This is a genomic window from Nocardioides sp. LS1 (genome assembly GCF_003865225.1).
In the GTDB taxonomy this organism is placed as follows: domain Bacteria; phylum Actinomycetota; class Actinomycetes; order Propionibacteriales; family Nocardioidaceae; genus Nocardioides; species Nocardioides ginsengisegetis.
Map to the genome: position 1 here is coordinate 157,472 of NZ_BIFF01000006.1, position 25,576 is coordinate 183,047.

The window sequence follows — 25,576 nt, forward strand, 5'->3', positions numbered from 1 at the left end:
CTGGGCCGGCGGGACGCTCCCGTGGACCCCACGCACGTCGCAGGGTCGGACGCGTCGCCGCCCCCGGCGCCCGCCGTGGGTTGCGGTCCGCTGGGGCGGCGCCACGCACGACTTTTACGCGCCGTGCGTGGGGTCCCCGTCCGCGCCCCACCGTCCCGGCTGCTTCCCGGCCACCGGGCGGGCGGGGGAACAAGGGTCGCCAGCTGACCCGTCTTGGGCTGACGCGGAATGTCGTATGGCTTGCGGCAGCGCGGACCGGGTGGTCGACCGAACCTTGATCCCCGCCCGCCCGGGAGCCGGGCGGCGAGCCGTGGGGACGGGCGGGCGCGCACGCGGCGACGATGCGAGGTCCCGTCAAAGGGAGGCGCGGCGCCGCCCAGCGGCGGCCCGGCAGGAAACCACGCCGTGGCGAGCGACGCGGCGAGCATAGGGACTCGCGTCGTCGGCGTGGGAGCGACCGTCCGGCCCCACCACCCCGCGCCGAGACTGTCCCGGGGGAGCAAGCCCCGCGCAGCGGAACCCGCCCGCGACGCGGGCGACAAGCGAGCCGCGCCAGCGAAGCTGGCGCGATCGCCTAGGTTGGTCGTGTGAGCACGACTCTCCCGATGTTCCCGCTCAACGCGGTGCTGTTCCCGGGGGTCAGTGTGCCGCTGACGGTCTTCGAGGACCGCTATCGCGCGATGGTGCACCACCTGCTGCGCGTCGACGACCCGGCCGAGCGGATCTTCGGGTCGGTCGGGATCCGCGAGGGCTACGAGGTCGGCGACCACGGGGCGCAGTCGTTGTTCCGGGTGGGCTGCAAGGTCCAGCTGACGGAGGTCGAGTCGCACGCGGACGGGACCTTCGACATCGTCGCGGTCGGGCTGGAGCGGATCGAGCTGGAGCGCCTGGACACGACGGGCACGTTCCCGGTCGGGCACGTCCTCCCCCGGCCCGAGCCGGAGTACCTCCCGGTCGCCGAGGAGATCCTCGAGCGGGCGCGCGCCACGTTCACCGCCTACCGGGCGGCGCTGACCGACATCCGCAGCGACCCCTACACCGGCAGCCTGCCCAAGGACCCGACGTACCTCTCCTGGACGCTGGCGGCGGTCGCTCCGCTGCCCATGTCGGAGCGCCAGGCGCTGCTCGAGGCCGAGGACGCCTCGCTGCGGCTGGTGATGGTCACCGACCTGCTCCGCTCGGAGCTCCGCGCGATGAACGTCATCCCGTCGCTGCCGGCCACCGAGGTGGCCCGCACGCGGTGGTCCCCCAACTAGGACGCCCATGGCGAAGAAGTCCTCCGGCGGCACCCCGGCCACCGTCGCCCTCACGCGGGCCGGCGTCGCGTTCACCCTGCACGACTACGCGCACGACCCGCGGGTCCAGTCCTACGGTCTCGAGGCGGCCGAGGCGCTGGGGCTCGACCCCGCCTGCGTCTTCAAGACCCTGCTGGCCACCGTCGATCAACGCCTCGCGGTCGGGATCGTCCCGGTGTCGGCGCAGCTGGACCTCAAGGCGCTGGCCCGGGCCCTGGGCGGCAGCAGGGCCGAGATGGCCGACAAGGCAGCGGCCGAGCGCGCCACCGGGTACGTCGTCGGGGGCATCTCTCCCCTCGGCCAGAAGCGGGCGCACCCGACCGTGGTCGACGCGACCGCGCTCGACCACGCGGTCGTCTACGTGTCGGCCGGGCGGCGTGGCCTCGACGTGGGGCTCTCGCCGGCCGACCTGGTGTCGGTGACGTCCGCGACGGTGGCCGCGATCAGTCGGTGGTGAGGCGCAGCACCGCGTGCGAGGTGTCGCCGTCTCGCCAGGCGCTCATGCCCAGGCCACCGAGCGGCTCGAGGTTGTCGGCCGTCTGCTGGTCGTCGCCGACGGCCTTGACCAGCCAGCCGTCGCCCGCGTCGAAGTTGACGAAGAAGATCAGCGAGGCCTTGCCGGCATCGGGGACGACGTCCTTGAAGACCGCCGAGTCGCCCAGGCTGCCCCCGTCGAGCACCTGCTTCCGGTAGTCGGCGTCGGGACCGATCGCGATCCAGTCGCCGTCGCTGTCCGACCCGACGAAGGCGCCCTCCTGGGTGCCCATCTGGCCCTGCAGCTTGGCGAGCACGGCCTCGATCGCGGACGGGTCGCCCTTGACCTTGGCCGCGACCGGCACACCGTCGCCGTTGGTGGAGTTGAAGAACGTCTCGGGGTCGAAGTCGCTGCCGATCGAGACGGCGATCGAGTCGCCCACGAGCGTCTCCACGTCGTCGGGCAGGTCGAGACCGGACTGCTGGGACATGTCGTCGAGGAACTCCTGCGCAGTCATGTCGCTGCCGGAGTAGGCCGCCAGCTGGTCCGCGATGCCGGAGAACCAGCCCTTGCCGAACGAGGCACCGATCGCCGCGGCCGTGTCCTCGGGCAGGCTCGCGATCGCGTCGTCGCCCTGGTCGCCGCCGAGGAACTGCCCCTGGTCGACGCCCGGGTCGCCGGCGACCTCGAACTCCAGCGCACCAGCGTCGAAGCGCAGCGTCGCGGCCATCCCCTTGAAGTTCTTGAGAGCGCCGGTCGCCTCGGACGGCGCGGTGCCGCCCATCGGTCCGAAGCCGCCGCCCAGGTTGTCGGCGAGGTAGCTGCCTGCCGCGGGGGCGGCGTACAGGTTGACGATGCCGGTGTCGCCGACCTCGTCCATCCAGTGCTGGTAGTCCTTGTCGTCGGCCAGCGAGGCCTTGGCCGCCTCGTCCGCGACCTGCTGGGCGAGGTCGTCGGTCTCGGCCACCACGGCCCAGTCGCCGTCGATCGACCAGCCGCCGGCACCCGCGGTGTCGCCGGTGCTGCTGTCGGTCGTGCAGGCCTGGATCTTCTTCAGCGCCGCATCGGCCGCGTCGGCGTCGCTGACCTGGAGCACGAAGACCGGGCTCGGCTGGTCCTCGCCGAGGTCGACGGCGGCCACCGCCGCCCGGTCACCGATCCAAGGCTCGATGTCGTCGTCGTAGTCGAGGCCCTCGCAGGGCGACTGCTTCTGGATCTCGTCGAAGATGGCCCGACGGATGTCGTCCTTGATGCCGAGGTCCACGTGGTCGGTGAACGCCGGGAACTTCCGCAGCATCTTCACCGCCTCGATCTTCTGGGAACCCGAGGGATCCAGGTCGATCGAGGCGTAGCCGATGGTGGAGGCGGGCAGGGCCTCGGCCGGCTGGGGGCCACTGGAGAAGAACGAGGTGGCGGCCCAGATGCCGCCCGCGACCACGAGCAGGCCCGCAACGGCACCGCCGGCGACGAGCGCGGTGCGCCCGGCCGGACGACGGCCCGGGCCCTGGGCGTCGGAACCCTGCTGGAGGTACTCGGGAGTGCCGGGACCCGAGGGCCCGTCGGGCGGAAGCGTGCTGGACATGGCGGACCCCCGTCGTCGAGCGGACGCCGAGCCCGCACTGGTCGATGGGCCCAGATCCTAGCGGTGAACCTCAGGCCCCGGGGCGGTGTCGGCGGCGTCGGGTGAGACCGAAGAAGACCACCAGGAGACCGGCCACAGCGCCGCCCGGGAAGGCGCGGTAGGGGCTGTCCCCGGAGACGGTGAGGGTGCCGGGCAGCTTGGTGCCGTCCTTGGCCGTGCGGGCGAGGGCGACCGGGTCGGCGGGACCGAAGTGGCTCCCCACGCGGTGCATCAGCACGCCCGCGAGGACCGAGGCCCCGAGCACGACCACGAGGGTCAGCACCTCGTAGCGGTCGAAGAGGATGCCGACCAGCAGGGCCGAGACGAAGCCGGCCACGACGGCGACCGCGACGTAGGTGCCGGTGCCGGAGAAGTCCCCACGCAGGCCGGCCTCGTCCTGGAGCCACTGGTGGTGAACCACCACGCCGGTCGGCGGCGACCAGATCCACTGCCACACCACGCCGGCGAGGGCTCCGGTCACCGCGAAGGCCGCAATGATGCCGAGGACCTGCACCACCAGCCGCACGACGACGCCCCGCCACACGGGCGGGGCGTCCACGGGAGCGGCGGGCGGTGGTGTGGTCACGGTCAGCTGGTCAGGCATCCAGGTCCCAGGAGGTGCTTCAGGTCTGCGAAGAGCGCGGAACTCGGGGTCACCCTGAGCCTATCGTCCAGCCGCATGACGGTCGTCGAGCTGCGGGTCAGCAGCCGCAGCTGCACCTCGGTCATGCCGGGGTGGGAGCCGAGCACGTCACGCAGCTGCTCGACCACCGGACCGGTGCACCGGGTCGAGGGCAGGCTGATGACGACCGGCCCCGACGGCCCCTCGGAGATGTCGGGGAGCGTGACCTCCTGGCCCATGATCTCGGGCTGGTCCTTGCTCCGCGAGAGGCGGCCCTTGACCGTGATGATGGCGTCCTCGGCCACCAGGTGGCCGGCCAGCTGCCACGAGCTCGGGAAGAGCAGCACGTCGATCGCGCCGTCGAGGTCCTCGAGGGTGACCATCCCCCACGCGTCGCCGCGCTTGGTGATCTTGCGCTGCACCGAGGTGACCAGGCCGCTGATCGTGATCGGCGAGCCGTCGGCGCGCTCCTCGTCGAGCATGAGCTGGCCGATGGTGCAGTCGGTGCCGTTGGACAGCACGTGCTCCAGCCCGAGCAACGGGTGGTCGGAGACATAGAGACCGAGCATGTCGCGCTCGTGGCCGAGCAGCGTCGTCTTGTCCCACTCGTCGATCTCGGGGATGGTCACCGAGATGCCGAACCCGCCGCCGGCGTCGTCGTCGAGGCCCCCGAAGAGGGAGTCCTGGCCGATCGCCTCGTTGCGCTTGATGTCGACGTACTGGTCGACGGCCGTCTCGTGGATCGCGACCAGCGCCCGGCGCTTGTGCTTCATGTCGTCGAACGCGCCGGCCTTGACCAGCGACTCGATCACCCGCTTGTTGCAGACGTGGGCGGGGACCTTCTCCATGAAGTCGTTGAAGTCGACGTAGCGGCCCTTCTCCTCGCGGCCCGAGACTATGCCGTCGACGACGTTGCCGCCGACGTTGCGGATCGCGGTCAGGCCGAAGCGCACGTCGTTGCCGACCGGGGTGAAGTTGGCGGACGACTCGTTGACGTCGGGCGGGAGCACCTGGATCTTCATCCGGCGGCACTCGTTGAGGTAGATCGCCGATTTGTCCTTGTCGTCGCGGACCGAGGTGAGCAGCGCCGCCATGTACTCGGCCGGGTAGTTGGCCTTGAGGTAGGCGGTCCAGTAGGACACGAGGCCGTAGGCCGCCGAGTGGGCCTTGTTGAAGGCGTAGTCGGAGAACGGGAGCAGGATCTCCCACAGCGTCTTCACGGCGTGCATGGAGTAGCCGCGCTCGGTCATGCCCGCGGAGAAGCCGGCGAACTGCTTGTCCAGCTCCTCCTTCTTCTTCTTGCCCATGGCGCGACGCAGGATGTCGGCCTGGCCCAGGGTGTAGCCCGCGAGCTTCTGCGCGATGGCCATGACCTGCTCCTGGTAGACGATCAGGCCGTAGGTCTCGCCGAGGATCTCCGAGAGCGGCTCGGCCAGCTCGGGGTGGATCGCCTCGACCGGCTCGCGGCCGGTCTTGCGGCGGGCGTACTTGTTGTGGGAGTCGGCACCCATCGGGCCGGGGCGGTAGAGCGCGCCGACGGCCGAGATGTCCTCGAAGGTGTCAGGGCGCATGGAGCGCAGCAGCGCCCGCATCGGGCCGCCGTCGAGCTGGAAGACGCCCAGGGTGTCGCCGCGCTGGAGGAGCTTGTAGGTCGCCTCGTCGTCGAGCGTGAGCTCCTCGAGGACGACCGTCTCTCCGCGGTTGGCCTGGATGTTCTTGACGGCGTCGTCGAGGACGGTGAGGTTGCGCAGCCCCAGGAAGTCCATCTTGATCAGGCCGAGGGTCTCGCAGGTCGGGTAGTCGAACTGCGTGATCATCACGCCGTCGGCGGGCCGCTTGAGCATCGGGATGATGTCGAGCAGCGGCTCGCTGGACATGATGACGCCGGCCGCGTGCACGCCCCACTGGCGCTTGAGGCCCTCGATGCCGATGGCGGTGTCGACGACGCGCTTGACGTCGTTGTCGGAGTCGTAGAGCTGGCGGAACTCGCCGCCCTCGCCGAACCGCTTGTGCTGGGGGTCGAAGATCTCCTGGAGCGGGACGTCCTTGCCCATCACTGCCGCGGGCATGGCCTTGGTGATCCGGTCGCCCATGGCGAAGGGGTAGCCCAGGATCCGGGAGGAGTCCTTGACAGCCTGCTTGGCCTTGATGGTGCCGTAGGTGACGATCATCGAGACCCGGTCGTCGCCGTACTTCTCGGTGACGTAGCGGATCACCTCGCCGCGCCGACGCTCGTCGAAGTCGATGTCGAAGTCGGGCATCGAGACGCGGTCGGGGTTGAGGAAGCGCTCGAAGATCAGGCCGTGCTCGAGCGGGTCGAGGTCGGTGATCCGCATGGCGTAGGCGACCATCGAGCCCGCACCGGAGCCACGGCCCGGACCCACGCGGATGCCGTTGTCCTTGGCCCAGTTGATGAAGTCGGCGACGACGAGGAAGTAGCCCGGGAAGCCCATCTGGGTGATGACGCCGACCTCGAAGTCGGCCTGCTTGCGGACCTTCTCGGGGATGCCGGCGGGGTAGCGGAAGTGCAGCCCCTTCTCGACCTCCTTGACCAGCCAGGAGTCCTCGTTCTCCCCCGGCGGGCAGGGGAAGCGCGGCATGAAGGTGCCGTTGCCCTCGGTGAAGGAGACGTCGCACCGCTCGGCGATCAGCAGGGTGTTGTCGCAGGCCTCGGGGAAGTCGCGCCACAGCTCGCGCATCTCGGCCGCGGACTTGAGGTAGTAGCCGTCGCCGCTGAAGGCGAACCGCTGGCCCGGGCCGTCACCGGCGGGGATGTCCATCGTGCTGCCGGAGTTGATGCAGAGCAGGTGCTCCTGGGACGGGGCGTCCTCGCGGTTGACGTAGTGGGAGTCGTTGGTCGCCAGCAGCGGGATGTTGAGGTCCTTGGACAGCTTGAGCAGGCCGTCGCGGACCCGCCGCTCGATGTCGAGGCCGTGGTCCATCAGCTCGAGGAAGTAGTTGTCCCGGCCGAGGATGTCCTGGAAGTCGCCCGCGGCCTTGCGGGCGGCGTCGTACTGGCCGTAGCGGAGGTGGACCTGCACCTCGCCCGAGGGGCAGCCGGTCGTGCCGATGATGCCCTTGCCGTGCTGCTGGAGCAGGTCGCGGTCCATGCGGGGGTGCTTGAAGAAGCCGTCGCGCCAGGCGCCGGTGGAGAGCCGGAAGAGGTTGTGCATGCCCTCGGTCGTCTCCGAGAGCAGCGTCATGTGGGTGTAGGCACCGCGGGCCGAGACGTCGTCGGGACCGCCGTCGTAGAAGTTGACGCCCTTGCGCTCGAAGCGGGAGATGTTGGGCGCGAAGTAGGCCTCGATGCCGACGATCGGCTTGACCCCGGCCGCCTTGGCTTTCTTGTAGAACTCGTAGGCGCCGAAGACGTTGCCGTGGTCGGTCATCGCGACCGCGGGCATCCCGAGCTCGGCGGCACGGCCGGTCAGCGCGCCGAGGCGGGCGGCACCGTCGAGCATGGAGTACTCGGTGTGCACGTGGAGATGGACGAAGGAGTCCTGGGCACCGGTGGCCATCGTCGCGTGGGGCTCCTCGAGGTCGTCTGGTGGTGCGTGTGGTGGTGCGTTGGGGCGTGCAGCATCGGCCACGGCCGGAGGCATGGCGGCGATCCTGGGGAAGGACGTCAGCCTACGCGAACCGTCGGGACGATGGTGGCACCCACCGCCGACAGTCGCGGAGCGCCGCGGCGGTTGCGCCGAGTCGATCAGTCTCCGGCTGCGTCGAGGCTCTCGGTGATGATCGTGGACACGATCCGGGCGAGGCGGTCGGGGCCGAGGGCGGGGGCGCGCAGTGCCAGGGCCTCGGCGATCGCGCGCTCACGCGCGGGGTCGCGGCCGGGGTCGGTCTTGTGGGGCTGGACGGCCCGGGTCAGGGCGGCACGGCGGGCGAGGAGGTCGCCGAGCTGCTCGTCGACCTCGTCGATGAGGCCGCGGAAGAAGCTGAGGGGCTGCTCCCCCGGCCAGGCCATCTTGATGTCCGGCGACTTCTCCTCGTTGCCCTCGCCGTCGGTGCGCTCGAGGGCGACCAGGCCGCGGTGCTCGTAGAAGGCGCGGGCGGGGGTGTTGCTCTCGAAGACCCAGAGGCAGAAGCCGGCGGGACGGAGCCCCTTGACCAGGTCGAGCAGTGCTCCCCCGACGCCGTGTCCGGCGGCGTCGGGCACGACGTACAGGTCGTCGAGCCAGGTGGCGGTCGCGCGGGCGTAGCCCACGGGGCGGCCGTCGAGCTCGGCCAGCCAGACGTCCTGCTGGGAGAGGTCCCACGACAGCACCCACCGGCGTACGTCGAGGTCGTCGTGGATGCCCGGCGGCATCGCGCCGCTGCGCTCGGCACCGGCGCGGCTGGCCAGGTTGACCGCGAGAACGGCCTCGAGGTCCTCGACGCCGGCGGGGCGCAGCTGCAGGTCAGACATCAGCGGCCCTCAGTGGGCGTCGCGGACGACCTCGAGGGCGTGCGCGAGGTCGTCGGGGTAGGTGGACTCGTACTCGACGTAGTCGCCGCTGTCGGGGTGCAGGAAGCCGAGGCGTACGGCGTGGAGCCACTGCCGCTCGAGGCCGACCCGGCGCGCGAGCGTGGGGTCCGCGCCGTAGGTGATGTCGCCGACGCAGGGGTGCTTGAGCGCCGACATGTGCACCCGGATCTGGTGGGTGCGGCCGGTCTCGAGGTGGATCTCCAGCAGCGAGGCGAAGCGGTGCGCCTCGAGGGTGGAGTAGTGCGTGACGCTGTGGCGCCCGTCGGCCATCACCGCGAACTTGTAGTCGTGCTTGGGGTGCCGGCCGATCGGGGCGTCGACGGTGCCCTCGAACGGGTCGGGGTGGCCCTGCACCAGCGCGTGGTAGGTCTTGTCGACCGTGCGGTTGCGGAAGGCGTTCTTGAGCAGGGAGTAGCCGTGCTCGGACTTGGTGATCACCATGACGCCGGACGTGCCGACGTCGAGCCGCTGCACGATGCCCTGGCGCTCGGAGGCGCCACTGGTGGCGATCCGGAACCCGGCGGCGACCAGGTGGCCGACGACCGTCGGGCCGCTCCAGCCGGGCGAGGGGTGGACGGCGACGCCGACCGGCTTGTCGATCACCACGATGGAGTCGTCGTCGTGGATGATCTTGATGCCCTCGACGATCTGGGGGACGACCTCGAGCGGGTCGAGCAGCGACGGGATCGTGACGTCGAGGGTGGCGCCCGGCATCACCCGGTCGCTCTTGCCGACGCCCGAGCCGTCGACCAGCACGTGACCGCTGGCGATCAGCTCGGCCGCGCGGGTCCGCGACAGTCCGAACATCCGGGCCAGGGCGGCGTCGACACGCTCGCCCGCCAGGCCCTCGGGGACGGACAGGACCCGGTGGTCTGCTCCCGCGGTCACTCCCCCGGCTCCTGCGAGGGGGACGTGCGGGTGCCGTTGATCCGGATCCCGCGGAAGGCCTGCAGCAGGATCAGCCCGGCGGCGACGTTGATGCACATGTCGGCGACGTTGAAGACCGGCCAGTGCGGGAGCATCAGGAAGTCGATGACATGGCCGCGCAGCGGGCCCGGCGACCGGAAGATCCGGTCGGTCAGGTTGCCCGAGACCCCGGCGAGCAGCAGGCCCAGCGCGATCGCCCAGCCGACGCTGCCGACCTTGCGGGAGAGCGCCAGCACGACGAGGACCGCCACGATCGCCACGCACGTCAGCGCGACGGTGTAACTGGTGCCGGTGCTGAACGCGGCACCGGGGTTGCGGGTCAGGTGCAGGACCAGCAGGTTGCCCACCACCGGGACGTCGGGGTGGCCGGTCAGCTTGTCGACGGCGAGCAGCTTGCTGCCCAGGTCGAGGGCGTACGCCGCGAGTGCGACGACCGCGAACAGCCCGGTCAGGCGCGCACCGGGGCCGGTGCTGCTGGACGGGTGGGGGGTGGTGGTGGCGTCGCTCAGCGACGTTCCTCGCGCTGCTTGCATGTCATGCACAGTGTGGCACGCGGGAACGCCATGAGCCGCATCTTGCCGATGGGGTTGCCGCACGACTCGCACACGCCGTAGGTGCCGTCCTCGATGCGCTGCAGGGCCCGCTCGATCTGGGCCAGCTTGTCGCGCTCGTTGCTGAGCACGGTCAGCTCGTGGTCGCGCTCGAAGCTGGTCGCCCCCATGTCGGCCTGGTCGTGGCCGGCGCCGTCGCCGGCGTCGCGCATGAGCCCGGTGAGCTCCGACTCCTGCTTCTCGATCAGGCCGGCGCTGTGGGTCTGCTGCTCGTGGAGCTCGTCGAGGACCTCCTTGAGCTCGGCCTTCGTCCAGGCACCTTCGCCCTCCTTGACCACCAGTGCACTCATCGGGGCCTTCCTGGTCGACGCCTTGGCCGCTGCGGCCTTCGTGGGAGCAGTCTTCTTGGCCGCAGCCGTCCTGGCGACGGGCGCAGCCTTCGTGGCGGGAGCCGCCTTCTTCGCGACGGGCGCGGCCTTCTTGGCCGGAGCGGCCTTCTTCCCGGCCGGCGCAGCCTTCTTCGCCGGAGCGGCCTTCTTGGCCAGGGCCGCCTTCTTCGCGACGGGCGCGGCCTTCTTGGCCGGGGCCGCCTTCTTCGCGACGGGCGCGGCCTTCTTGGCCGGGGCCGCCTTCTTCGCGACTGGCGCAGCCTTCTTGGCGGGAGCCGCCTTCTTGGCGGCCGGGGCGGCCTTCTTCGCGGGCGGAGCCTTCTTGGCGGGGGCCTTCTTGGCCGGTGCGGCCGGGGCCTCGGCGGTCTTGGCGGAGCGTCGCGAGATCACCTTGCGGGCCGCCTTGGCGGCCTGGCCGGCGAGCGACGTACGAGTGGTGCTTGCCATGGGAACTCAAGGCCTCCTCGGGCCGGGCCACGTGTGGCGGGAGCCACAGTGTGGAGGGAGGGTAGCGCTCGCGGGGAGCGTCTCAAAGTAGGCACACCGCGCGCGACCCGCCGAGAGACACCGAACGGCCGACCCCGGTGGGGCCGGCCGTGCCGGTGATCGTGTCGTGCGTCCTCCGGAGAGGGACGCTCAGCCCTCGTCCTCGCCGAGGATCGAACGCAGGCGCTTGGGCGCGTGCTGCTCGTCGCTCGAGGGGGCGGCGGTCTCGGAGGAGCCGTTGAGCGCCTCGAGCTGCTGACTGAAGTAGCTCTTCAGGCGGGAGCGGTACTCGCGCTCGAAGGAGCGGAGGTTCTCCACCTCGGCGGAGAGCTTGTCGCGCTCCTTCTCCAGGTCGCCGAACATCTGCTGGCGGCGCTCCGCGGTCTCGCTGTCGAGCATCTGCGAGCGGGTGCGGGCGTCGGCCTCGAGGCGGTCGGCCTTGTTCTTGGACTCGGCCTCCAGGCGCTCGGCCTTGGTGCGGGCCTCGCCGACGATCTTGTCGGCGTCGTTCTTGGCCTCCTCGACGAGCTCGTCCGCGTTGCGCGTGGCGATCTCGAGCAGGCGGGCCGCGGCGTTGGACGCCTGCGGGACCGTCTCGACGCGGATCGTCTCGACGGGGCTCGCAGCGACGACGGGGGCCGGCGCCGGCGTCGGGGCGGGGACGGGCTCGGGAGCCTTGGTCTCGACCTTCGCGGGCTCGGGTGCCTTCTCGGTGACGACCGGGGCACCACCCTGGGCCGAGGACAACTTCGACCTGAGGTCGTCGTTCTCCTTCGTGAGCCGCGCCAGCTCGGCCTCCACCTCATCGAGGAACTGGTCGACCTCCCCCATGTCGTAGCCCTCGCGGAGCCGGACCGGAGTAAAGCGCTTGTTGCTCACGTCCTCAGGCGTCAGCGGCATGACCTCACCCATTCAATAGATCGTCAAAAGTTACTGTCGGTCGAACAATAGCGCCTGCCCAGAGGCAGGGGTTACTCACGGCGTCACCCGCGTGCCGCACGGCCGGGGCTCAGGTGAAGAAGATCTCCCGGTTGATCCGGAGCAGCACGTAGGCGCTGATCATCACGATCAGGAAGCTCAGGTCGAGCGCCACGCTGCCCAGCCGGAGCGGCGGGATGACCCGGCGCAGCGCCTTGATCGGCGGGTCGGTGAGGGAGTAGACGAACTCCAGGATCACCAGCAGCGGACCGGTCGGCGACCAGGACCGGGCGAAGACCTGGACCCAGTCCACGACGAACCGGACCCAGAGCAGGGCAATGAAGAACCACAGCAGGCCCTCGATGACCTGCCCCACGACGTGCAAGAGGATTCCTAGCTCTGGTTGAAGAAGCCGCCCTCGGCGATCCGCTGCTTGTCCTCGGCGGCAACCGTGACATTGGGCGGGGAGAGCAGGAAGACCTTGTTGGTCACGCGCTCGATCGTGCCACGCGTGGCAAAGACCAGACCCGCAGCGAAGTCGACCAGGCGCTTGGCGTCGTTGTCGTCCATCTCGGAGAGGTTCATGATCACCGGGACGCCGTCGCGGAAGTTCTCGCCGACCGTGCGCGCCTCGTTGTAGGTGCGCGGGTGCAGCGTCGTGATGCGGGACAACTCGGCAACCACTCCCGTGGGGGCGGGCGTCGGGCGACGACGCTCGGACAGGTCGGACACGGGGGCGGGACGGGGCTCGCGGGCCTTGGCGGCACGCGCCGGCGCCACGGTGGGCACGTCCTGCGTCTCGTACTCGTCGTACTCGTTGTCGTACCGGCCGGTGTCCTCGAGCAGTCCGAGGTACTCGCCGATCTTGCGCATCGAGCCGCTCATGAGTGTGATCCTCCGGTGGTGACGCACCCCTGGTGAGGGTGCTGATCTGGTGTGTTGACCCTACTTGACACGCGGCCTCGAACCGAGGATCGCGCTGCCGACACGCACGTGTGTCGCACCGTGCCGGACGGCGTGCTCGAGGTCGCTGCTCATCCCCGCGGAGAGCCAGTCCGCACGGGGATGGTCGGCGAGGAACCCGGCACGGATGGCGGACAGCCGGGCGAAGGCCCGGTCGGGGTCCTCGCCGAGCGGCGCCACGGCCATCAGCCCGCGCAGCTCGAGCGTCTCCTCCTCCTCGACCCGCGCCGCGAGCGCGGGCAGCAGGTCGGCGTCGCACCCCGAGCGCCCGTCGGCGTCCGGCGGGTCCAGGCTGACCTGCAGGAGCACCTGGAGCGGGCGGGACGCGCCGCGCGCGAGCGGCCCGACGAGCTTGACCCGGTCGACCGACTCCACCACGTGGGCCCAGTCGGCGACCGCGGCGGCCTTGTTGCTCTGGAGCCCGCCGATGAAGTGCCAGCGCAGCCCGAGGTCGGCGCACTCGGCGGCCTTCTCCTGGGCCTCCTGGTGGCGGTTCTCCCCCACGTCGGTGACCCCCAGCTCCGCCAGGAGGCGTACGTCGCTCGCCGGGAAGAACTTCGTCACGACGACGAGCTGGACCGCGGACGGGTCGCGCCCGGCGTCGGCGGCCGCCCGGGCGATCCGCTCGCGGACGGAGGCGAGGCCGGCGGCGATCTCGTCGCGGCGGCTCATGACATCCACACGAGGCCGGCGAACCGGCCCGCCTCGGCGCCGTCGCGCCGGTAGGAGTGCAGCCCGGCGTCCTCGCGCGTGCAGCGGCCCACGTCGGTGACGCGGACGCCGGCCGCGACGAGCTGGGACCGGACGCCTGCGCCGAGGTCGAGCGACGGGGTGCCCCAGGTGGTCTGCGCCCAGGTCGAGGGGACGAGCGCGGCGACCTCGGTGCGGAGCGCGTCGGGGACCTCGTAGCAGCCGCCGCAGACGTGCGGGCCGATCCAGCCCACGATGCTGGTGGCGCCGGCGTCGCGCATCCGGTCGACCGCGTGGCCCACGACGTCGAGGGCGACGCCCTGCCGGCCGGCGTGCACGGCGCCGATGACGCCTGCACCCGGATCGGCGAGCAGCACCGGGACGCAGTCGGCGACCCGGATCATCAGCCCGACGCCGCGCGTGGCCGTGACCAGCGCGTCGCCGGTCGGGACGTCGTCGAGCGGCGGAGGTCCGGGCTGGTCCACCGGCACCACGTCGGCGCCGTGCACCTGGTGGAGCCGGGCGAACCGGACGCCGCAGGCCTCCTCGACCCGGGGCAGCTCGGTGGCGAGGCCGGGCCGGAGCTCCTGCAGGTCGACGGTGGAGTCCGTGAAGGCGACGTCCACGTGGACGTCGCCCTCACAGGAGTCGCGGTAGGAGAACACGTGCCTACTTCAGGAAGTCGGGCACGTCCAGGTCGTCGTCGTCGAACTGGACCTGGCGGGGCTGCTGACGCGGCGGCTGGGCGGCCGGCTCGGTGCGCGGCGTGGACGGGTGGAACGTGGGGGCAGCCGGGGCGGCCGGCGCGGACGCCGTCGACGGGGCCGGGCGGGAGACGGCGCCGGCGGGGACGCGGTCGTCGGGGCGACGCGTGGCCAGCTGCTGGGCGGCGGCCCGGGTCTCCTCCTGGGTCTGCTGCGGCTTGGGCTCGCGGCGCAGGACCGTGCCCTCGTCGCGCTTCTTGGGCTGCCCGCCGTCGAAGCCGGCGGCGATGACGGTCACGCGGACCTCGTCGCCGAGGGCGTCGTCGATGGTGGCGCCGAAGATGATGTTGGCCTCGGGGTGCGCGGCCTGGGCGACCAGCGCGGCAGCCTCGTTGATCTCGAACAGGCCGAGGTCGGAGCCACCGGCGATCGAGAGCAGCACGCCGTAGGCGCCGTCGATCGAGGCCTCGAGCAGCGGGCTGGACACGGCCATCTCGGCGGCGGCGACCGCGCGGTCCTCGCCGCGGGCCGAGCCGATGCCCATGAGGGCCGAGCCGGCGTTGGCCATCACGGACTTCACGTCGGCGAAGTCGAGGTTGATCAGGCCGGGGGTGGTGATCAGGTCGGTGATGCCCGAGACACCCTGCAGCAGCACCTGGTCGGCCTGCTTGAAGGCGTCGAGGACCGAGACGCTGCGGTCGCTGATCGACAGGAGCCGGTCGTTGGGGATCACGATGAGGGTGTCGACCTCGTCGCGCAGCTGGGAGATCCCCTCCTCGGCGGAGTTGGCGCGGCGGCGACCCTCGAAGGCGAAGGGGCGGGTCACGACGCCGATGGTCAGGGCCCCGAGCGAGCGGGCGATGCGGGCCACGACGGGCGCGCCGCCGGTGCCGGTGCCGCCACCCTCGCCGGCGGTCACGAAGACCATGTCGGCGCCCTTGATGACCTCTTCGATCTCGTCGGCGTGGTCCTCGGCGGCCCGGGCCCCGACCTCGGGGTTGGCGCCGGCACCGAGACCGCGGGTGAGCTCGCGGCCGATGTCGAGCTTGACGTCCGCGTCGGACATGAGGAGGGCCTGCGCGTCGGTGTTGATCGCGATGAACTCGACGCCCTTGAGCCCGACCTCGATCATCCGGTTGACGGCGTTGACACCACCACCACCGATGCCCACGACCTTGATGATGGCCAGGTAGTTCTGTGCTGCTGCCACGGGCTTTCGCCTCTCGCTGATCGTGTCCGGGACCCGGACGGAATGTCTGTGCTGGAGTTGAACTCTTACCCTCAGGCTGAGGGTTATAGTTATGTCAACCTCGCCGTGGTCACGAGAGTAGGCAGCCGGCCGCGCGGATCGACGCAGACACGCCGCGTGTCGCGGCTTCTTGCCACTTTTCCCTGCCGTGGCAGGGCTGGGGCCCGTCCGGCCTCAGGGAGCGGGCGTGCCCGCGGTGGTCGGCTGGCCCGGGACAGAGACGTCGTAGGTCCGCGCAGGGTGCTGCAGCAGGGCGCTGAGGACCTCCGCCTTCTGGGCCGACTCGTCCGCGCTCCCCCACACGACCTCGCGGCCGTCGCGGAGCACCAGCTTGATCTGGTCGACCGTCTCGACCTCGACGTGGTCGACGATGCCGGCGATGTCCGAGGGCAGCGCCGAGATCACGCGCGCGGCCTCCTGCAGCGCGTCGCTGCGGGTGTCGGCACTGGTGCGCACGTGCGGCAGTCCGGGTGGCGCGGTGGCGTAGTCGCGGAAGACGACGCCGTCCTCGTCCATGCCCCGGATCCGGCCGCCGATCTCCACGACGGCGACCGGGACCCGCTCCTCGACGGTGATCTTCACCTGGTCGGGCCACTCGCGGGTGACGTCGGCGGACTTCACGACGGCGAGCGCCTCCACCCGACGGCGTACGGCGTCCAGGTCGACCCGCGCGAGCGGCTCCCCCGTGGGGACGGCGGCCGCGTCGCGGACCTGCCCGGCGCGGACGGTCGTCGCGCCGGTGACGTCGACGCCCTGGACGGCCAGCAGCGAGGAGAAGAACACCGCCCACAGCCCGCCGACGACGACCAGCAGGACGAGCACCAGCGCCAGGACCGGCTTCCAGGTCAGCCAGCGGCGCGCCCACTGCCGGCGCGCGAAGCGCTTGCGGCTGCGGATCGTGGTCCGGTCGACCGGCGGCTGGTCCGTGGTGGGGCTACGCACCCGTGGCTCCCCGGCGTTCGAGGATCTCGAGGACCCGGGGGCCGATCTGGGTGATGCTGCCCGCCCCGAGGGTGAGCACGAGGTCGCCGGCGCGGGCGCGGGCGGCGAGCTCGGCCGGGACGTCGTCGAAGTCGGCGACGAACGCGACCCGCTCGGCCGGGAGCGGCACGTGCCCGGCCACCAGCGCGCCGGTGACCGCGGGGTCGAAGTCCTCGCGGGCGAGGTAGACGTCGAGGACCACGACCTCGTCGGCCGCGCCGAGCGCCTCGCCCATCGCGGCGCCGAAGATGCGGGTGCGGGAGACCAGGTGGGGCTGGAAGGCCACGACCAGGCGACCCTCCCCCGCGACCGCGCGGCCGGCCTGGAGGTCGCCGGCGATCTCGACCGGGTGGTGGGCGTAGCTGTCGTAGACACGGACGCCCGCGGCCTCGCCCTTGCGCTCCATCCGGCGGCGGGTGCCGGTGAAGCCCTCGAGGCCGGCGCGCAGGCCGTCGAAGTCGTGGCCCAGGCGCAGGCCGACGGTGAGGGCGGCCAGCGCGTCGAGGACGTAGTGGCGGCCCGGGATCTGCAGGGTGATCCGGCCGAGCTCGACGTCGCCGTCGTGGACGGTGAAGGAGGAGGTGGTGCCCTCGAAGCGGAGGTCGCTCGCCCGGACGTCGGCGGCCGCCGACTCCCCGACGGCGACGACGGTGAGCCCGCGCGAGCGCGCGAGCGCGGCCAGGTCGGCGGCGCCCTCGTCGTCGACGACGCAGACGAGGAACCCAGCCGGGTCGATGCGGTCGACGAACTCGCCGAACGCGGCCCGGTAGGCCTCCTCGGTCCCCCAGTTGTCGAGGTGGTCGGCCTCGACGTTGGTGACGATGGCGGCGTGGGGGCGGTAGACGAGGAATGCACCGTCGCTCTCGTCGGCCTCGGCGACGAACAGGTCGGAGCTGCCCTCGGCGGCGTTGCGGCCGGTCTGGGCGAGGTCGCCACCGACGGCGTACGTCGGGTCGGCGCCCGCGGCCTGCAGGGCGACCGTGAGCAGCGAGGTCGTCGTGGTCTTGCCGTGGGTGCCGGCCACGGCCAGCACCCGCCGGTCGGCCATCACGGAGGCGAGGGCGGCCGAGCGGGGCAGGACGCGCAGGCCCTGGCGGACGGCCTCCTGGTACTCCGGGTTGTCCTCGCGGACCGCGGTCGAGACGACGAGGGTGTCGACGTCGTGGACCTGGCCGGCGGCGTGGCCGACGTCGACCCGGGCGCCGAGGTCGCGGAGCGCGTCGAGGGTGGGACTGTCGACACCGTCGCTGCCGCTGACCGCGATGCCGCGCGCCAGCATGATCCGGGCGATGCCGGACAGGCCGGCTCCCCCGATGCCGACGAAGTGCACGCGGCCGAGCCGGTCGGCGGGGAGGATCTCGTCCGGGACCGGGACCTTCATCGCGCGGCCTCCACGATGATCCGCGCCAGCTTGTCGTCGGCGTCGCGCGGGATCAGCGCGGCGGCCGCGGCGCCCATGGCGGCGAGCCGCTCGGTGTCGGCGGCCAGCGCGGGCACGGTCGCGATGACCCACTCGGGGGTGACCGCGGAGTCGGCGACGAGCAGGGCACCTCCGGCCTCGACGATGGGCCGGGCGTTGTGCTCCTGCTCGCCGTTGCCGATCGGCAGCGGCACGAAGATCGCGGGCAGCCCGGTGGCGGCGGCCTCGGTGGCGGTGTTGGCGCCGGAGCGGCACACGACCAGGTCGGCGGCGGCGTAGGCGAGGTCCATGCGGTCGACGTAGTCGAGGACGACGTAGGGCACGTCGGTCGGCTCGGGCTCGGCACCGCCGTGCTTGCCCTGCACGTGGAGGACCTGGACGCCGGCGTCCGCCAGCGCCCGGGCCGCCGCGGAGACCGACTGGTTGAGCTTGCGGGACCCCTGCGAGCCGCCGGTCACCATCAGCGTCGGCCGGTCCGGGTCGAGCCCGAAGAACGCGCGCGCCTCGGCGCGGACGGCCGCCCGGTCGAGCCCGGAGATCATGGTGCGGATCGGCAGTCCGACGTACTCGGCCTTCGGCAGCGGGGTGTCGGGGAAGCTGACCGCGACGCGGGTGGCGAGGCGGGCGCCGAGCTTGTTGGCCATGCCGGGCAGGGCGTTCTGCTCGTGGACGACCAGCGGCAGCTTGCGGCGGCGGGCCGCGAGGTAGGCCGGCACCGAGACGTAGCCGCCGTAGCCGACGATCACGTCGGGCCGGATCCGGTCGACGATCGCGAGCGTCTCCTTGACCGCGCCGCGCAGCCGCGCCGGGACCTTGAGGAGCTCGACGCCGGGCCGGCGCGGCATCGGGACGGGCGGGACCAGCTCGAGGGGGTAGCCGGCCTCGGGCACCACGCGCGTCTCGAGGCCGCGGGGCGTGCCGAGGCAGGTGATCTCGACGTCGGGGTCGAGCCGGCGCAGGGCGTCGGCGGTGGCGAGCAGGGGCGAGGTGTGGCCGGCGGTACCGCCGCCGGCAAGGAGAACGCGCATCGACGTCAGCCTAGAGGGGGGTCAGAGCGACCGGCCCGACACCTTGCCGGCCGACAGCCCCGCGGAGCGGTCCCGGCGGCGTTGGGCCAGGGCCCGGGCGGCGTCGGGCTCGCGGCGGGCGAACCCGACCAGCAGGCCGAGGGCGACGAGGGTGGGCACGAGGGACGAGCCGCCGTAGGACACGAGCGGCAGCGGGATGCCGATGACGGGCAGGAGCGCGAGCACCATGCCGACGTTGATGATCATCTGGCCGAGCAGCCACACGACGATGCCGAAGGTGGCGTAGCGGACGAACGGGTCGGCGGTCTCCCGGGCGACGCGGAGGGCGGCGTAGGCGATGGTGAGGAACAGGCCGATGACGAGGAGCGTGCCGACCAGGCCGAGCTCCTCGCCGAGGACGGCGAAGATGAAGTCGGTGTGCGCCTCCGGCAGGTCGCCCCACTTCTGCTGGCTGGCCCCGATGCCCTGGCCGAACCAGCCGCCCGTCGAGAGCGCATAGAGGCCGTGGGCGGGCTGCCAGCCGGTGTCGTGGAAGTCCTTGAACGGGTCGGCGAAGTTGGTGATGCGGGCCAGCCGCTCGGGGCTGGCGGCGGCGAGGAAGACCGCCACGACGCCGACGATCGAGATCGCCAGCACGAAGAAGCGGCCCGGGGCGCCGACCACCCAGAGCATGCCGAGCAGGATCGCGAAGAGGACCAGCGCGGTGCCGAGGTCGTGGCCGAAGACGACCAGCCCGGTCGCCAGGAGCATGCCCGGCACGACCGGCATCATCACCTGGTGGAGGCTGCCCAGTCGGCGGTCCTTGTGGGCGTAGACGTGGGCGGCCCAGAGGATCAGCGCCATCTTGGCGATCTCGGACGGCTGGATCACGATCGGGCCGAGGGGCAGCCAGTTCTGGTTGCCGTTGATGGTCACGCCGACGAAGGCGGTCAGCAGCAGCAGCGCGAGCGAGATGACGTAGCCGGGCCAGGTCAGTCCCCGGATCAGGCGGTGCGGAAGCCGGCTGGCGACCCAGGCGGCCGGGAGCCCGATGCTCACCCACATCAGCTGGCGCTCGACGACGGCGTAGCTGTTGCCGCCGTTCTGCTCGTAGCTGTAGACGCTCGAGGCGGACAGCACCATGATCAGGCCGATCACGAGCAGCAGCCCGGACGCACCGAGCAGCAGGTAGTAGGACGTGAGCGGCCGGTCGAGGGCGTCGCGGAGGGCGACGTACCAGGAGAGCGGGCCGGAGGTCCGGCGGCGGGTGTCCTCGGGGTTGGCGGTGGTCATCGCGGCTCCCCTCCCTGTCGTGCTCCGGCCGTCCCGGTCAGTCGATCCTGCGGTGCACGGCGGCGGCGAAGGCGTCGCCCCGCTCGGCGTAGTTGGTGAACATGTCCATGGAGGCGCATCCCGGAGCCAGGAGGACCGTGTCGCCGGGTCGGGCCAACGCGGCCGCCGCCTCCACGACGCGCTCCATGGAGCCATGTTCGCCCCTAGTCTCGCCCCCCTCGACGGTCGTCACGGGGACATCCGGCGCGTGTCGCGCCAACGCCTCGGCAATGACCTCGCGGTCGCGGCCGAGGAGCACGACGCCCCGCAGCCGGTCGCGCACGGCGAGGACGAGGTCCTCGAAGCGCGCCCCCTTGGCGAGGCCCCCCGCGACCCACACGACCGACTCGTAGGCCTGCAGCGAGGACTGGGCGGCGTGCGGGTTGGTGGCCTTGGAGTCGTCGACCCAGGTGATGCCGTCGCGCTCCCCCACGACCGCGATCCGGTGGCCGTCGGGGCGGAAGGCGCGCAGGCCGTCGCGTACGGCGGCCTGGCTGACCCCGTGGGCCCGCGCGAGCGCCGCGGCGGCCAGCGCGTTGGCGACGTTGTGCGGCGCCTGGGAGGCCAGGTCGGAGAGGGTGCAGAGCTCTGCGGCGCTGGAGTCGCGCTGCTCGATGAAGGCGCGGTCGGCGAGGATGTCCTCGACCACGCCGAGCATCCCGACCAACGGCATGCCGAGGGTGAACCCGATCGCGCGGGCACCGTCCTGCACGTCGGCCTCGCGGACCAGCCGCTCGGTCTCCGGGTCGGCCACGTTGTAGATGCAGGCCCGCTCGACGCGCTCGTAGATGCGGCCCTTGTCGGCGGCGTAGTCGTGCATGGCACTGGGGCCGGCGTACCAGTCGAGGTGGTCCTCGGCGACGTTGAGGACCGCGGCGGCCTGCGCGGCCATCGAGTCGGTGTAGTGCAGCTGGAAGCTGGAGAGCTCGACGGCGAAGACGTCGTAGGGCTCGGGGTCCATGACCGCCTCGACGATCGGGAGCCCGACGTTGCCGACGGCGACGCTACGCAGCCCGGCCGCACGCAGGATCGAGTCGAGCATCTGGACGGTCGTGGTCTTGCCGTTGGTGCCGGTGACGCACAGCCAGGGGGTGTCGTGGTTCGGGTCGCGGAGCCGCCAGGCGAGCTCCACCTCGCCCCAGACGGGGATGCCGCGGGCGCGGGCCTGCGCGAGCAGCGGCGCGTCCGGACGCCAGCCCGGCGAGGTCACGAGCAGGTCGACGTCGTCGGGCAGCGTCGCGGTGGCGCCGGCGCCGAGCCGGATGTCCGCGCCGAGCACCTCGAGGAGCTCGGCCTTCTCGGCGCGCTCGGTGGAGGCGTCGGCGGGCTGCTCGTCGAGGGCGGAGACCTTCGCACCGAGGTGGAGCAGGTTGTCGGTGGCGGCGAAGCCGGAGACGCCGAAGCCCGCGACGACGGCGCGGACGCCGTCCCACGAGTCGTGGCGGCCGAGGTGGAGCGGGTCGGTCATATCCCGGCGACCCACTCGGCGTAGAAGACACCGAGACCGGCGGCAACGCAGATGCCGGTGATGATCCAGAACCGGATCGTGACCGTGACCTGCTCCCAGCCGAGGTTCTCGAAGTGGTGGTGGATGGGGGCGATCCGGAACAGCCGGTAGCCGGTGCCGGTCAGCCGCTTGGTGACCTTGAAGCAGGTGACCTGGAGCATCACGGAGACCGTCTCCATCACGAAGAGCCCGCCCAGGATGATGAGCAGCAGCTCGGTGCGCGTCAGGATCGCGAAGCCGGCCAGCGCGCCACCGAGGGCGAGCGAGCCGGTGTCGCCCATGAAGATCGCGGCCGGCGAGGCGTTCCACCACAGGAAGCCGAAGCAGGCGCCCGTGATCGCCGCTGCCACGACCGCGAGGTCGAGCGGGTCGCGCACGTCGTAGCAGTTGGCGCCCGGGGAGATCCGGCAGTTCTGGTTGTTCTGCCAGATGTTGACCAGCGTGTAGGCGCCGAAGACCATCACGCTGGCGCCCGTCGCGAGCCCGTCGAGGCCGTCGGCGAGGTTCACGGCGTTGGACGTGCCGGTGACCATCAGCCAGATCAGCAGGACCACGAGCACCGCCGGCAGCGCCCAGCTGTCGAAGTCGCGGATGAAGGAGACATGCAAGGAGGCCGGCATCTTGCCGCGGTCGTCCTTGAGGGCCGGACTGATCGCCAGGATGCCGAAGACGACGCCGACGATCGTCTGGCCGATCATCTTCGCCTTGCTGCGCAGGCCCAGGCTGCGCTGCTTGGAGATCTTGATGAAGTCGTCGACGAAGCCGACCAGGCCCATCCCCACGAAGAGGAAGAGCAGCAGCAGGGACGAGGCCGACGGGACCGTCCACGTGATCAGCTCGGCGGCGAAGTAGGCGATGACCGTGGCCGAGATGATGACCACGCCGCCCATCGTGGGCGTGCCGCGCTTGGTGTGGTGGCTGGTGGGTCCGTCGTCGCGGATCTCCTGCCCGTAGCCCCACTGGGTGAAGTAGTGGATCGCCACCCGGGTGCCGAGCAGCGAGATGAGGAGCGCCAGGCCGCCGCCCAGCAGGATCGCCTTCATCGAGCGCTTCCCTCTCCGTCGATGTCGTCAGTGCTTACGTCGGCGAGCAGTCCGTCCGCGATGACCTCGAGGGCGGCGCCGCGCGACGCCTTCACGAGGACGACGTCGGTGACCGCGACATTCTCGCGCACCCACGCGAGCGCCTCGTCACGCCCCGCCGCCCGGACCGCCGTGCCACCCCAGCCGGGGGTCGCCTCGGCGCCCGCCGCGATGCCGTCGGCCGGGTCGCCGACGGCCACGACGACGTCGGCACCGACGTCCGCGGCGTGCCGCCCCACCTCGAGGTGGGCCTCGGTCGCGTCGTCCCCGAGCTCCTTCATCTCCCCCAGGACGGCCACCGTGCGGCCGTCGCGGCGGCTGCCGATCGCGGCCAGGGCGTCGAGGGCGGCCACCATCGAGGCCGGGTTGGCGTTGTAGGCGTCGTTGACCACGACCAGGCCGTCCGCGCGCTCGTGGACCTCCATCCGCCAGCGCGAGAAGTCGGTGGCGTCGGTCAGCGCGCGGGCGACGTCGGCGAGGGGCAGCCCGACGGCGATCGCCATGGCCGCAGCGGCGGCGGCGTTGGCAGCCTGGTGGGCGCCGACCTGGCCGAGACGGACCGGGTGCCACTCCCCGCCGTGCCCGAGCTCGAACGACGGGCGCCCGAGCTCGTCGAGCTCGAGGTGGCGCCAGGCCACGTCGCCGGTGGTGCCGAAGGTCAGCACGCGCGCGTGCGTGCGCGCGGACATGGCGGAGACCAGCTCGTCGTCGGCCGCCAGCACCGCGATCCCGCCGTCGGGCAGCGCCTCGACGATCTCGCCCTTGGCCTGCGCGATCGCCTCACGGCTGCCGAACTCGCCGATGTGGGCGGTGCCGACGTTGAGCACGGCGGCGACGTGGGGCGGTGCGATCCCGCAGAGGTAGGCGATGTGGCCGACCCCGCGCGCACCCATCTCGACCACGAGGTGGGCGGTGCCGGCGTCGGCGCGCAGCACGGTGAGAGGGACGCCGATCTCGTTGTTGTTGTTGCCCGTGGTCGCGACGGTCGGGCCGGCCGCGGCCAGCACCTGCGCGAGGTAGTCCTTGGTGCCCGTCTTGCCCTGCGACCCGGTCAGCGCGACGACGGTCGTGTCGATCCGGCCCAGCACGTGGCGGGCCAGGCGACCCAGTGCGGCGACGGGGTCGCCGACGAGCACGGACGGGGCGCCGGTGGAGCGGCTTCCGAGGACGGCGTGGGCGCCCTCGACGTAGTCGTGGCCGTCGACGTGCTCCCCCACCACGGCCACGAACAGCCCGCCCTGGATGGGGTTGCGGCTGTCGACGTACGCCGGGGCGTGCACGAGCAGGTCGGGGTCACCGGAGACGCTGCCGTCGACGACGGCGGCGATCTCGGCGAGGGTCATGGGAATCATCGGGTGGCCTCCCGGATGGCCTCGCGGACCACCTCGCGGTCATCGAAGGGGTGCACGACGCCCTGGACCTCCTGGCCCGTTTCGTGGCCCTTGCCGGCGACGAGCACGATGTCGCCGGGGCGGGCGCGCCGGACCGCCTCCCGCACGGCAGTGCGTCGATCGCCGATCTCGACGACCTCCGCCGGCCCGGCGGTGGTGCCGGCCAGGACGGCGGCGCGGATCGCGGCGGGGTCCTCGGTGCGCGGGTTGTCGTCGGTCACGACCAGCACGTCGGCCAGGCGTGCCGCGATCTCGCCCATGATCGGCCGCTTGCCGGGATCGCGGTCGCCGCCGGCGCCGATCACGACGATGACCTGCCCGTCGGTGAGCGGCCGGAGCGTGCGGACGGCGGCCTCGACCGCGTCGGGCTTGTGGGCGTAGTCGACGACCACGACGTAGTCCTGGCCCTCGTCGATCCGCTCGAGCCGACCGGGGACGCCGCCGCCGGTGGCGATGCCCTCGGCGACCCGGCGGGTGTCGAAGCCGGCCTCCGCCGCCGCCGCGATCGCGGCCAGCCCGTTGGCGACGTTGAAGTCGCCGGGCAGCCCGACGGCCGCGTCGACCGCGATCCCGTCGGGGCCGAGCACGGTGAAGCGGGAGCCCGTGGCGCTGAGGTAGACGTCGACCGCCTGCCAGTGCGCCTCGCGGCCGGTCAGCGAGAAGGTCCGCACCGGGATGGTGGCCTCCTCGACCAGGCGCCGACCGTGCTCGTCGTCGACGTTGACCAGACCGAGCCGGGCGCGCTGCGGGGTGAAGAGGGACGCCTTGGCGCGGAAGTAGTCCTCGACGTCGGTGTGGAAGTCGAGGTGGTCACGGCCGAAGTTGGTGAAGACGGCGACGTCGAAGACGACCCCGTCCACGCGGCCCATGACCAGCGCGTGGCTGGAGACCTCCATGGCACAGGCGGCGACGTGGCGCTCGCGCATCATCGCGAAGAGGCCGTGCAGGTCAGGGGCCTCGGGCGTGGTCAGTGGCGTCTTGACGTCCGCGCCGCCGACGCGGGTGCCGACCGTGCCGATCACGGCGGCGGGCACGCCGGCCTGCTCCAGGCCGCTCTCGAGCAGTCGCGTGGTGGTGGTCTTGCCCTGGGTGCCGGTCACGCCGATCATCCGGAGCGAGGTCGCGGGGTCGCCGTAGACGCGGGCCGAGAAACGGCCGAGCAGCGCGCGGGGCGAGCCGACGACGACGAGCGGCAGGTCGGTGACCGGGTCGCTGGCCGCCCCGTCCTGGTCGGTGAGGATCGCGACGGCACCGGCCTCGGCGGCCGCGGCGGCGAACTCGATGCCGTGGACGCGGGCGCCCGGGAGGGCGGCGTACACGTCACCGGGCCGGATGCGCTGGGAGCTCAGGGAGATGCCGGTGACCACCACGCCGTCGAGGTCCCCGCGCGTCGACACGTCCGCGTCGTGGGTCTCGAGCCAGGCGACGAGGTCGCCGAGCGGGGTGCTCAACGGGCGTCGCGGCCGGGTCGGGGTCTCCTCGCTCACCACGCGGC

The 25,576-nt window shown here is 72.1% G+C and carries 23 protein-coding genes; 2 read left to right on the forward strand and 21 right to left on the reverse strand.

Going from position 1 to position 25,576, the window contains the following annotated elements:
• The first annotated feature begins 587 nt into the window (after positions 1-587).
• Entirely contained in the window at positions 588-1,256 is a 669-nt protein-coding gene (locus tag EJF31_RS18275; protein ID WP_125038608.1) for an LON peptidase substrate-binding domain-containing protein, read from the forward strand.
• A 7-nt stretch (positions 1,257-1,263) separates the two neighbouring features.
• Positions 1,264-1,752: a Cys-tRNA(Pro) deacylase gene (gene ybaK / locus EJF31_RS18280; protein WP_125038609.1), complete on the forward strand. Its 489-nt coding sequence runs from the start codon at positions 1,264-1,266 to the stop codon at positions 1,750-1,752.
• Here ybaK and EJF31_RS18285 read toward each other — a convergent pair.
• The 21 genes from EJF31_RS18285 to EJF31_RS18390 all read right to left on the reverse strand — a co-directional run bounded on the left by EJF31_RS18285 (position 1,739) and on the right by EJF31_RS18390 (position 25,478).
• Positions 1,739-3,352 (reverse strand): DUF3352 domain-containing protein, encoded by a 1,614-nt coding sequence (locus EJF31_RS18285; protein WP_125038610.1) that lies wholly within the window; start codon positions 3,350-3,352, stop codon positions 1,739-1,741. The genes ybaK and EJF31_RS18285 overlap by 14 nt on opposite strands.
• Positions 3,353-3,422: 70 nt before the next feature.
• Entirely contained in the window at positions 3,423-3,995 is a 573-nt protein-coding gene (locus EJF31_RS18290; RefSeq protein WP_125038611.1) for a hypothetical protein, read from the reverse strand.
• Complete coding sequence (gene dnaE / locus EJF31_RS18295) at positions 3,980-7,531, reverse strand: DNA polymerase III subunit alpha (protein ID WP_125038902.1); 3,552 nt, start codon at positions 7,529-7,531, stop codon at positions 3,980-3,982. Before dnaE ends, EJF31_RS18290 begins: the two co-directional genes overlap by 16 nt.
• A 188-nt stretch (positions 7,532-7,719) precedes the next feature.
• Positions 7,720-8,424, reverse strand: a complete 705-nt coding sequence (locus EJF31_RS18300; protein WP_125038612.1) for a GNAT family N-acetyltransferase — start codon at positions 8,422-8,424, stop codon at positions 7,720-7,722.
• Positions 8,425-8,433: 9 nt separating this feature from the next.
• Positions 8,434-9,372: an RluA family pseudouridine synthase gene (locus tag EJF31_RS18305; protein ID WP_125038613.1), complete on the reverse strand. Its 939-nt coding sequence runs from the start codon at positions 9,370-9,372 to the stop codon at positions 8,434-8,436.
• Positions 9,369-9,944 (reverse strand): signal peptidase II, encoded by a 576-nt coding sequence (gene lspA / locus EJF31_RS18310; protein ID WP_125038614.1) that lies wholly within the window; start codon positions 9,942-9,944, stop codon positions 9,369-9,371. Before lspA ends, EJF31_RS18305 begins: the two co-directional genes overlap by 4 nt.
• Positions 9,917-10,798 (reverse strand): TraR/DksA C4-type zinc finger protein, encoded by an 882-nt coding sequence (locus tag EJF31_RS22430; protein ID WP_185736343.1) that lies wholly within the window; start codon positions 10,796-10,798, stop codon positions 9,917-9,919. Before EJF31_RS22430 ends, lspA begins: the two co-directional genes overlap by 28 nt.
• Positions 10,799-10,987: 189 nt before the next feature.
• On the reverse strand, positions 10,988-11,737 hold the full coding sequence (locus EJF31_RS18325) for a DivIVA domain-containing protein (RefSeq protein WP_260430953.1): 750 nt from the start codon (positions 11,735-11,737) through the stop codon (positions 10,988-10,990).
• Positions 11,738-11,846: 109 nt separating this feature from the next.
• Entirely contained in the window at positions 11,847-12,131 is a 285-nt protein-coding gene (locus EJF31_RS18330; RefSeq protein WP_260430982.1) for a YggT family protein, read from the reverse strand.
• A gap of 17 nt (positions 12,132-12,148) precedes the next feature.
• Positions 12,149-12,640 carry a cell division protein SepF gene (locus tag EJF31_RS18335; RefSeq protein ID WP_125038617.1) on the reverse strand — a complete coding sequence of 164 codons (492 nt, stop codon included), beginning with the start codon at positions 12,638-12,640 and terminating at the stop codon, positions 12,149-12,151.
• A 60-nt stretch (positions 12,641-12,700) separates the two neighbouring features.
• Positions 12,701-13,390, reverse strand: coding sequence for a YggS family pyridoxal phosphate-dependent enzyme (locus EJF31_RS18340; protein WP_125038618.1), 690 nt, complete (start codon positions 13,388-13,390; stop codon positions 12,701-12,703).
• A complete protein-coding gene (locus tag EJF31_RS18345; protein WP_125038619.1) occupies positions 13,387-14,073 on the reverse strand; it encodes a polyphenol oxidase family protein in 687 nt (228 codons plus the stop codon). Before EJF31_RS18345 ends, EJF31_RS18340 begins: the two co-directional genes overlap by 4 nt.
• Positions 14,074-14,077: 4 nt before the next feature.
• Positions 14,078-15,322: a cell division protein FtsZ gene (gene ftsZ / locus EJF31_RS18350; protein WP_125038620.1), complete on the reverse strand. Its 1,245-nt coding sequence runs from the start codon at positions 15,320-15,322 to the stop codon at positions 14,078-14,080.
• A gap of 213 nt (positions 15,323-15,535) precedes the next feature.
• The gene (locus EJF31_RS18355) at positions 15,536-16,303 is read right to left on the reverse strand and encodes a cell division protein FtsQ/DivIB (RefSeq protein WP_260430954.1); all 768 of its coding nucleotides are present in this window, start codon (positions 16,301-16,303) and stop codon (positions 15,536-15,538) included.
• The gene (gene murC / locus EJF31_RS18360; protein ID WP_125038621.1) at positions 16,296-17,723 is read right to left on the reverse strand and encodes a UDP-N-acetylmuramate--L-alanine ligase; all 1,428 of its coding nucleotides are present in this window, start codon (positions 17,721-17,723) and stop codon (positions 16,296-16,298) included. Before murC ends, EJF31_RS18355 begins: the two co-directional genes overlap by 8 nt.
• Positions 17,720-18,790, reverse strand: coding sequence for an undecaprenyldiphospho-muramoylpentapeptide beta-N-acetylglucosaminyltransferase (gene murG / locus EJF31_RS18365; protein WP_125038622.1), 1,071 nt, complete (start codon positions 18,788-18,790; stop codon positions 17,720-17,722). The genes murC and murG overlap by 4 nt, the downstream gene beginning before the upstream one ends.
• Positions 18,791-18,811: 21 nt before the next feature.
• Complete coding sequence (gene ftsW / locus EJF31_RS18370) at positions 18,812-20,062, reverse strand: putative lipid II flippase FtsW (protein WP_125038623.1); 1,251 nt, start codon at positions 20,060-20,062, stop codon at positions 18,812-18,814.
• Between the two features lie 37 nt (positions 20,063-20,099).
• On the reverse strand, positions 20,100-21,569 hold the full coding sequence (murD, locus tag EJF31_RS18375; RefSeq protein ID WP_125038624.1) for a UDP-N-acetylmuramoyl-L-alanine--D-glutamate ligase: 1,470 nt from the start codon (positions 21,567-21,569) through the stop codon (positions 20,100-20,102).
• Positions 21,566-22,651: a phospho-N-acetylmuramoyl-pentapeptide-transferase gene (gene mraY / locus EJF31_RS18380; protein ID WP_125038625.1), complete on the reverse strand. Its 1,086-nt coding sequence runs from the start codon at positions 22,649-22,651 to the stop codon at positions 21,566-21,568. The genes murD and mraY overlap by 4 nt, the downstream gene beginning before the upstream one ends.
• A complete protein-coding gene (murF, locus tag EJF31_RS18385) occupies positions 22,648-24,042 on the reverse strand; it encodes a UDP-N-acetylmuramoyl-tripeptide--D-alanyl-D-alanine ligase (RefSeq protein ID WP_125038626.1) in 1,395 nt (464 codons plus the stop codon). The genes mraY and murF overlap by 4 nt, the downstream gene beginning before the upstream one ends.
• Entirely contained in the window at positions 24,039-25,478 is a 1,440-nt protein-coding gene (locus EJF31_RS18390; RefSeq protein ID WP_373994735.1) for a UDP-N-acetylmuramoyl-L-alanyl-D-glutamate--2,6-diaminopimelate ligase, read from the reverse strand. The genes murF and EJF31_RS18390 overlap by 4 nt, the downstream gene beginning before the upstream one ends.
• Between the last annotated feature and the right edge of the window lie 98 nt (positions 25,479-25,576).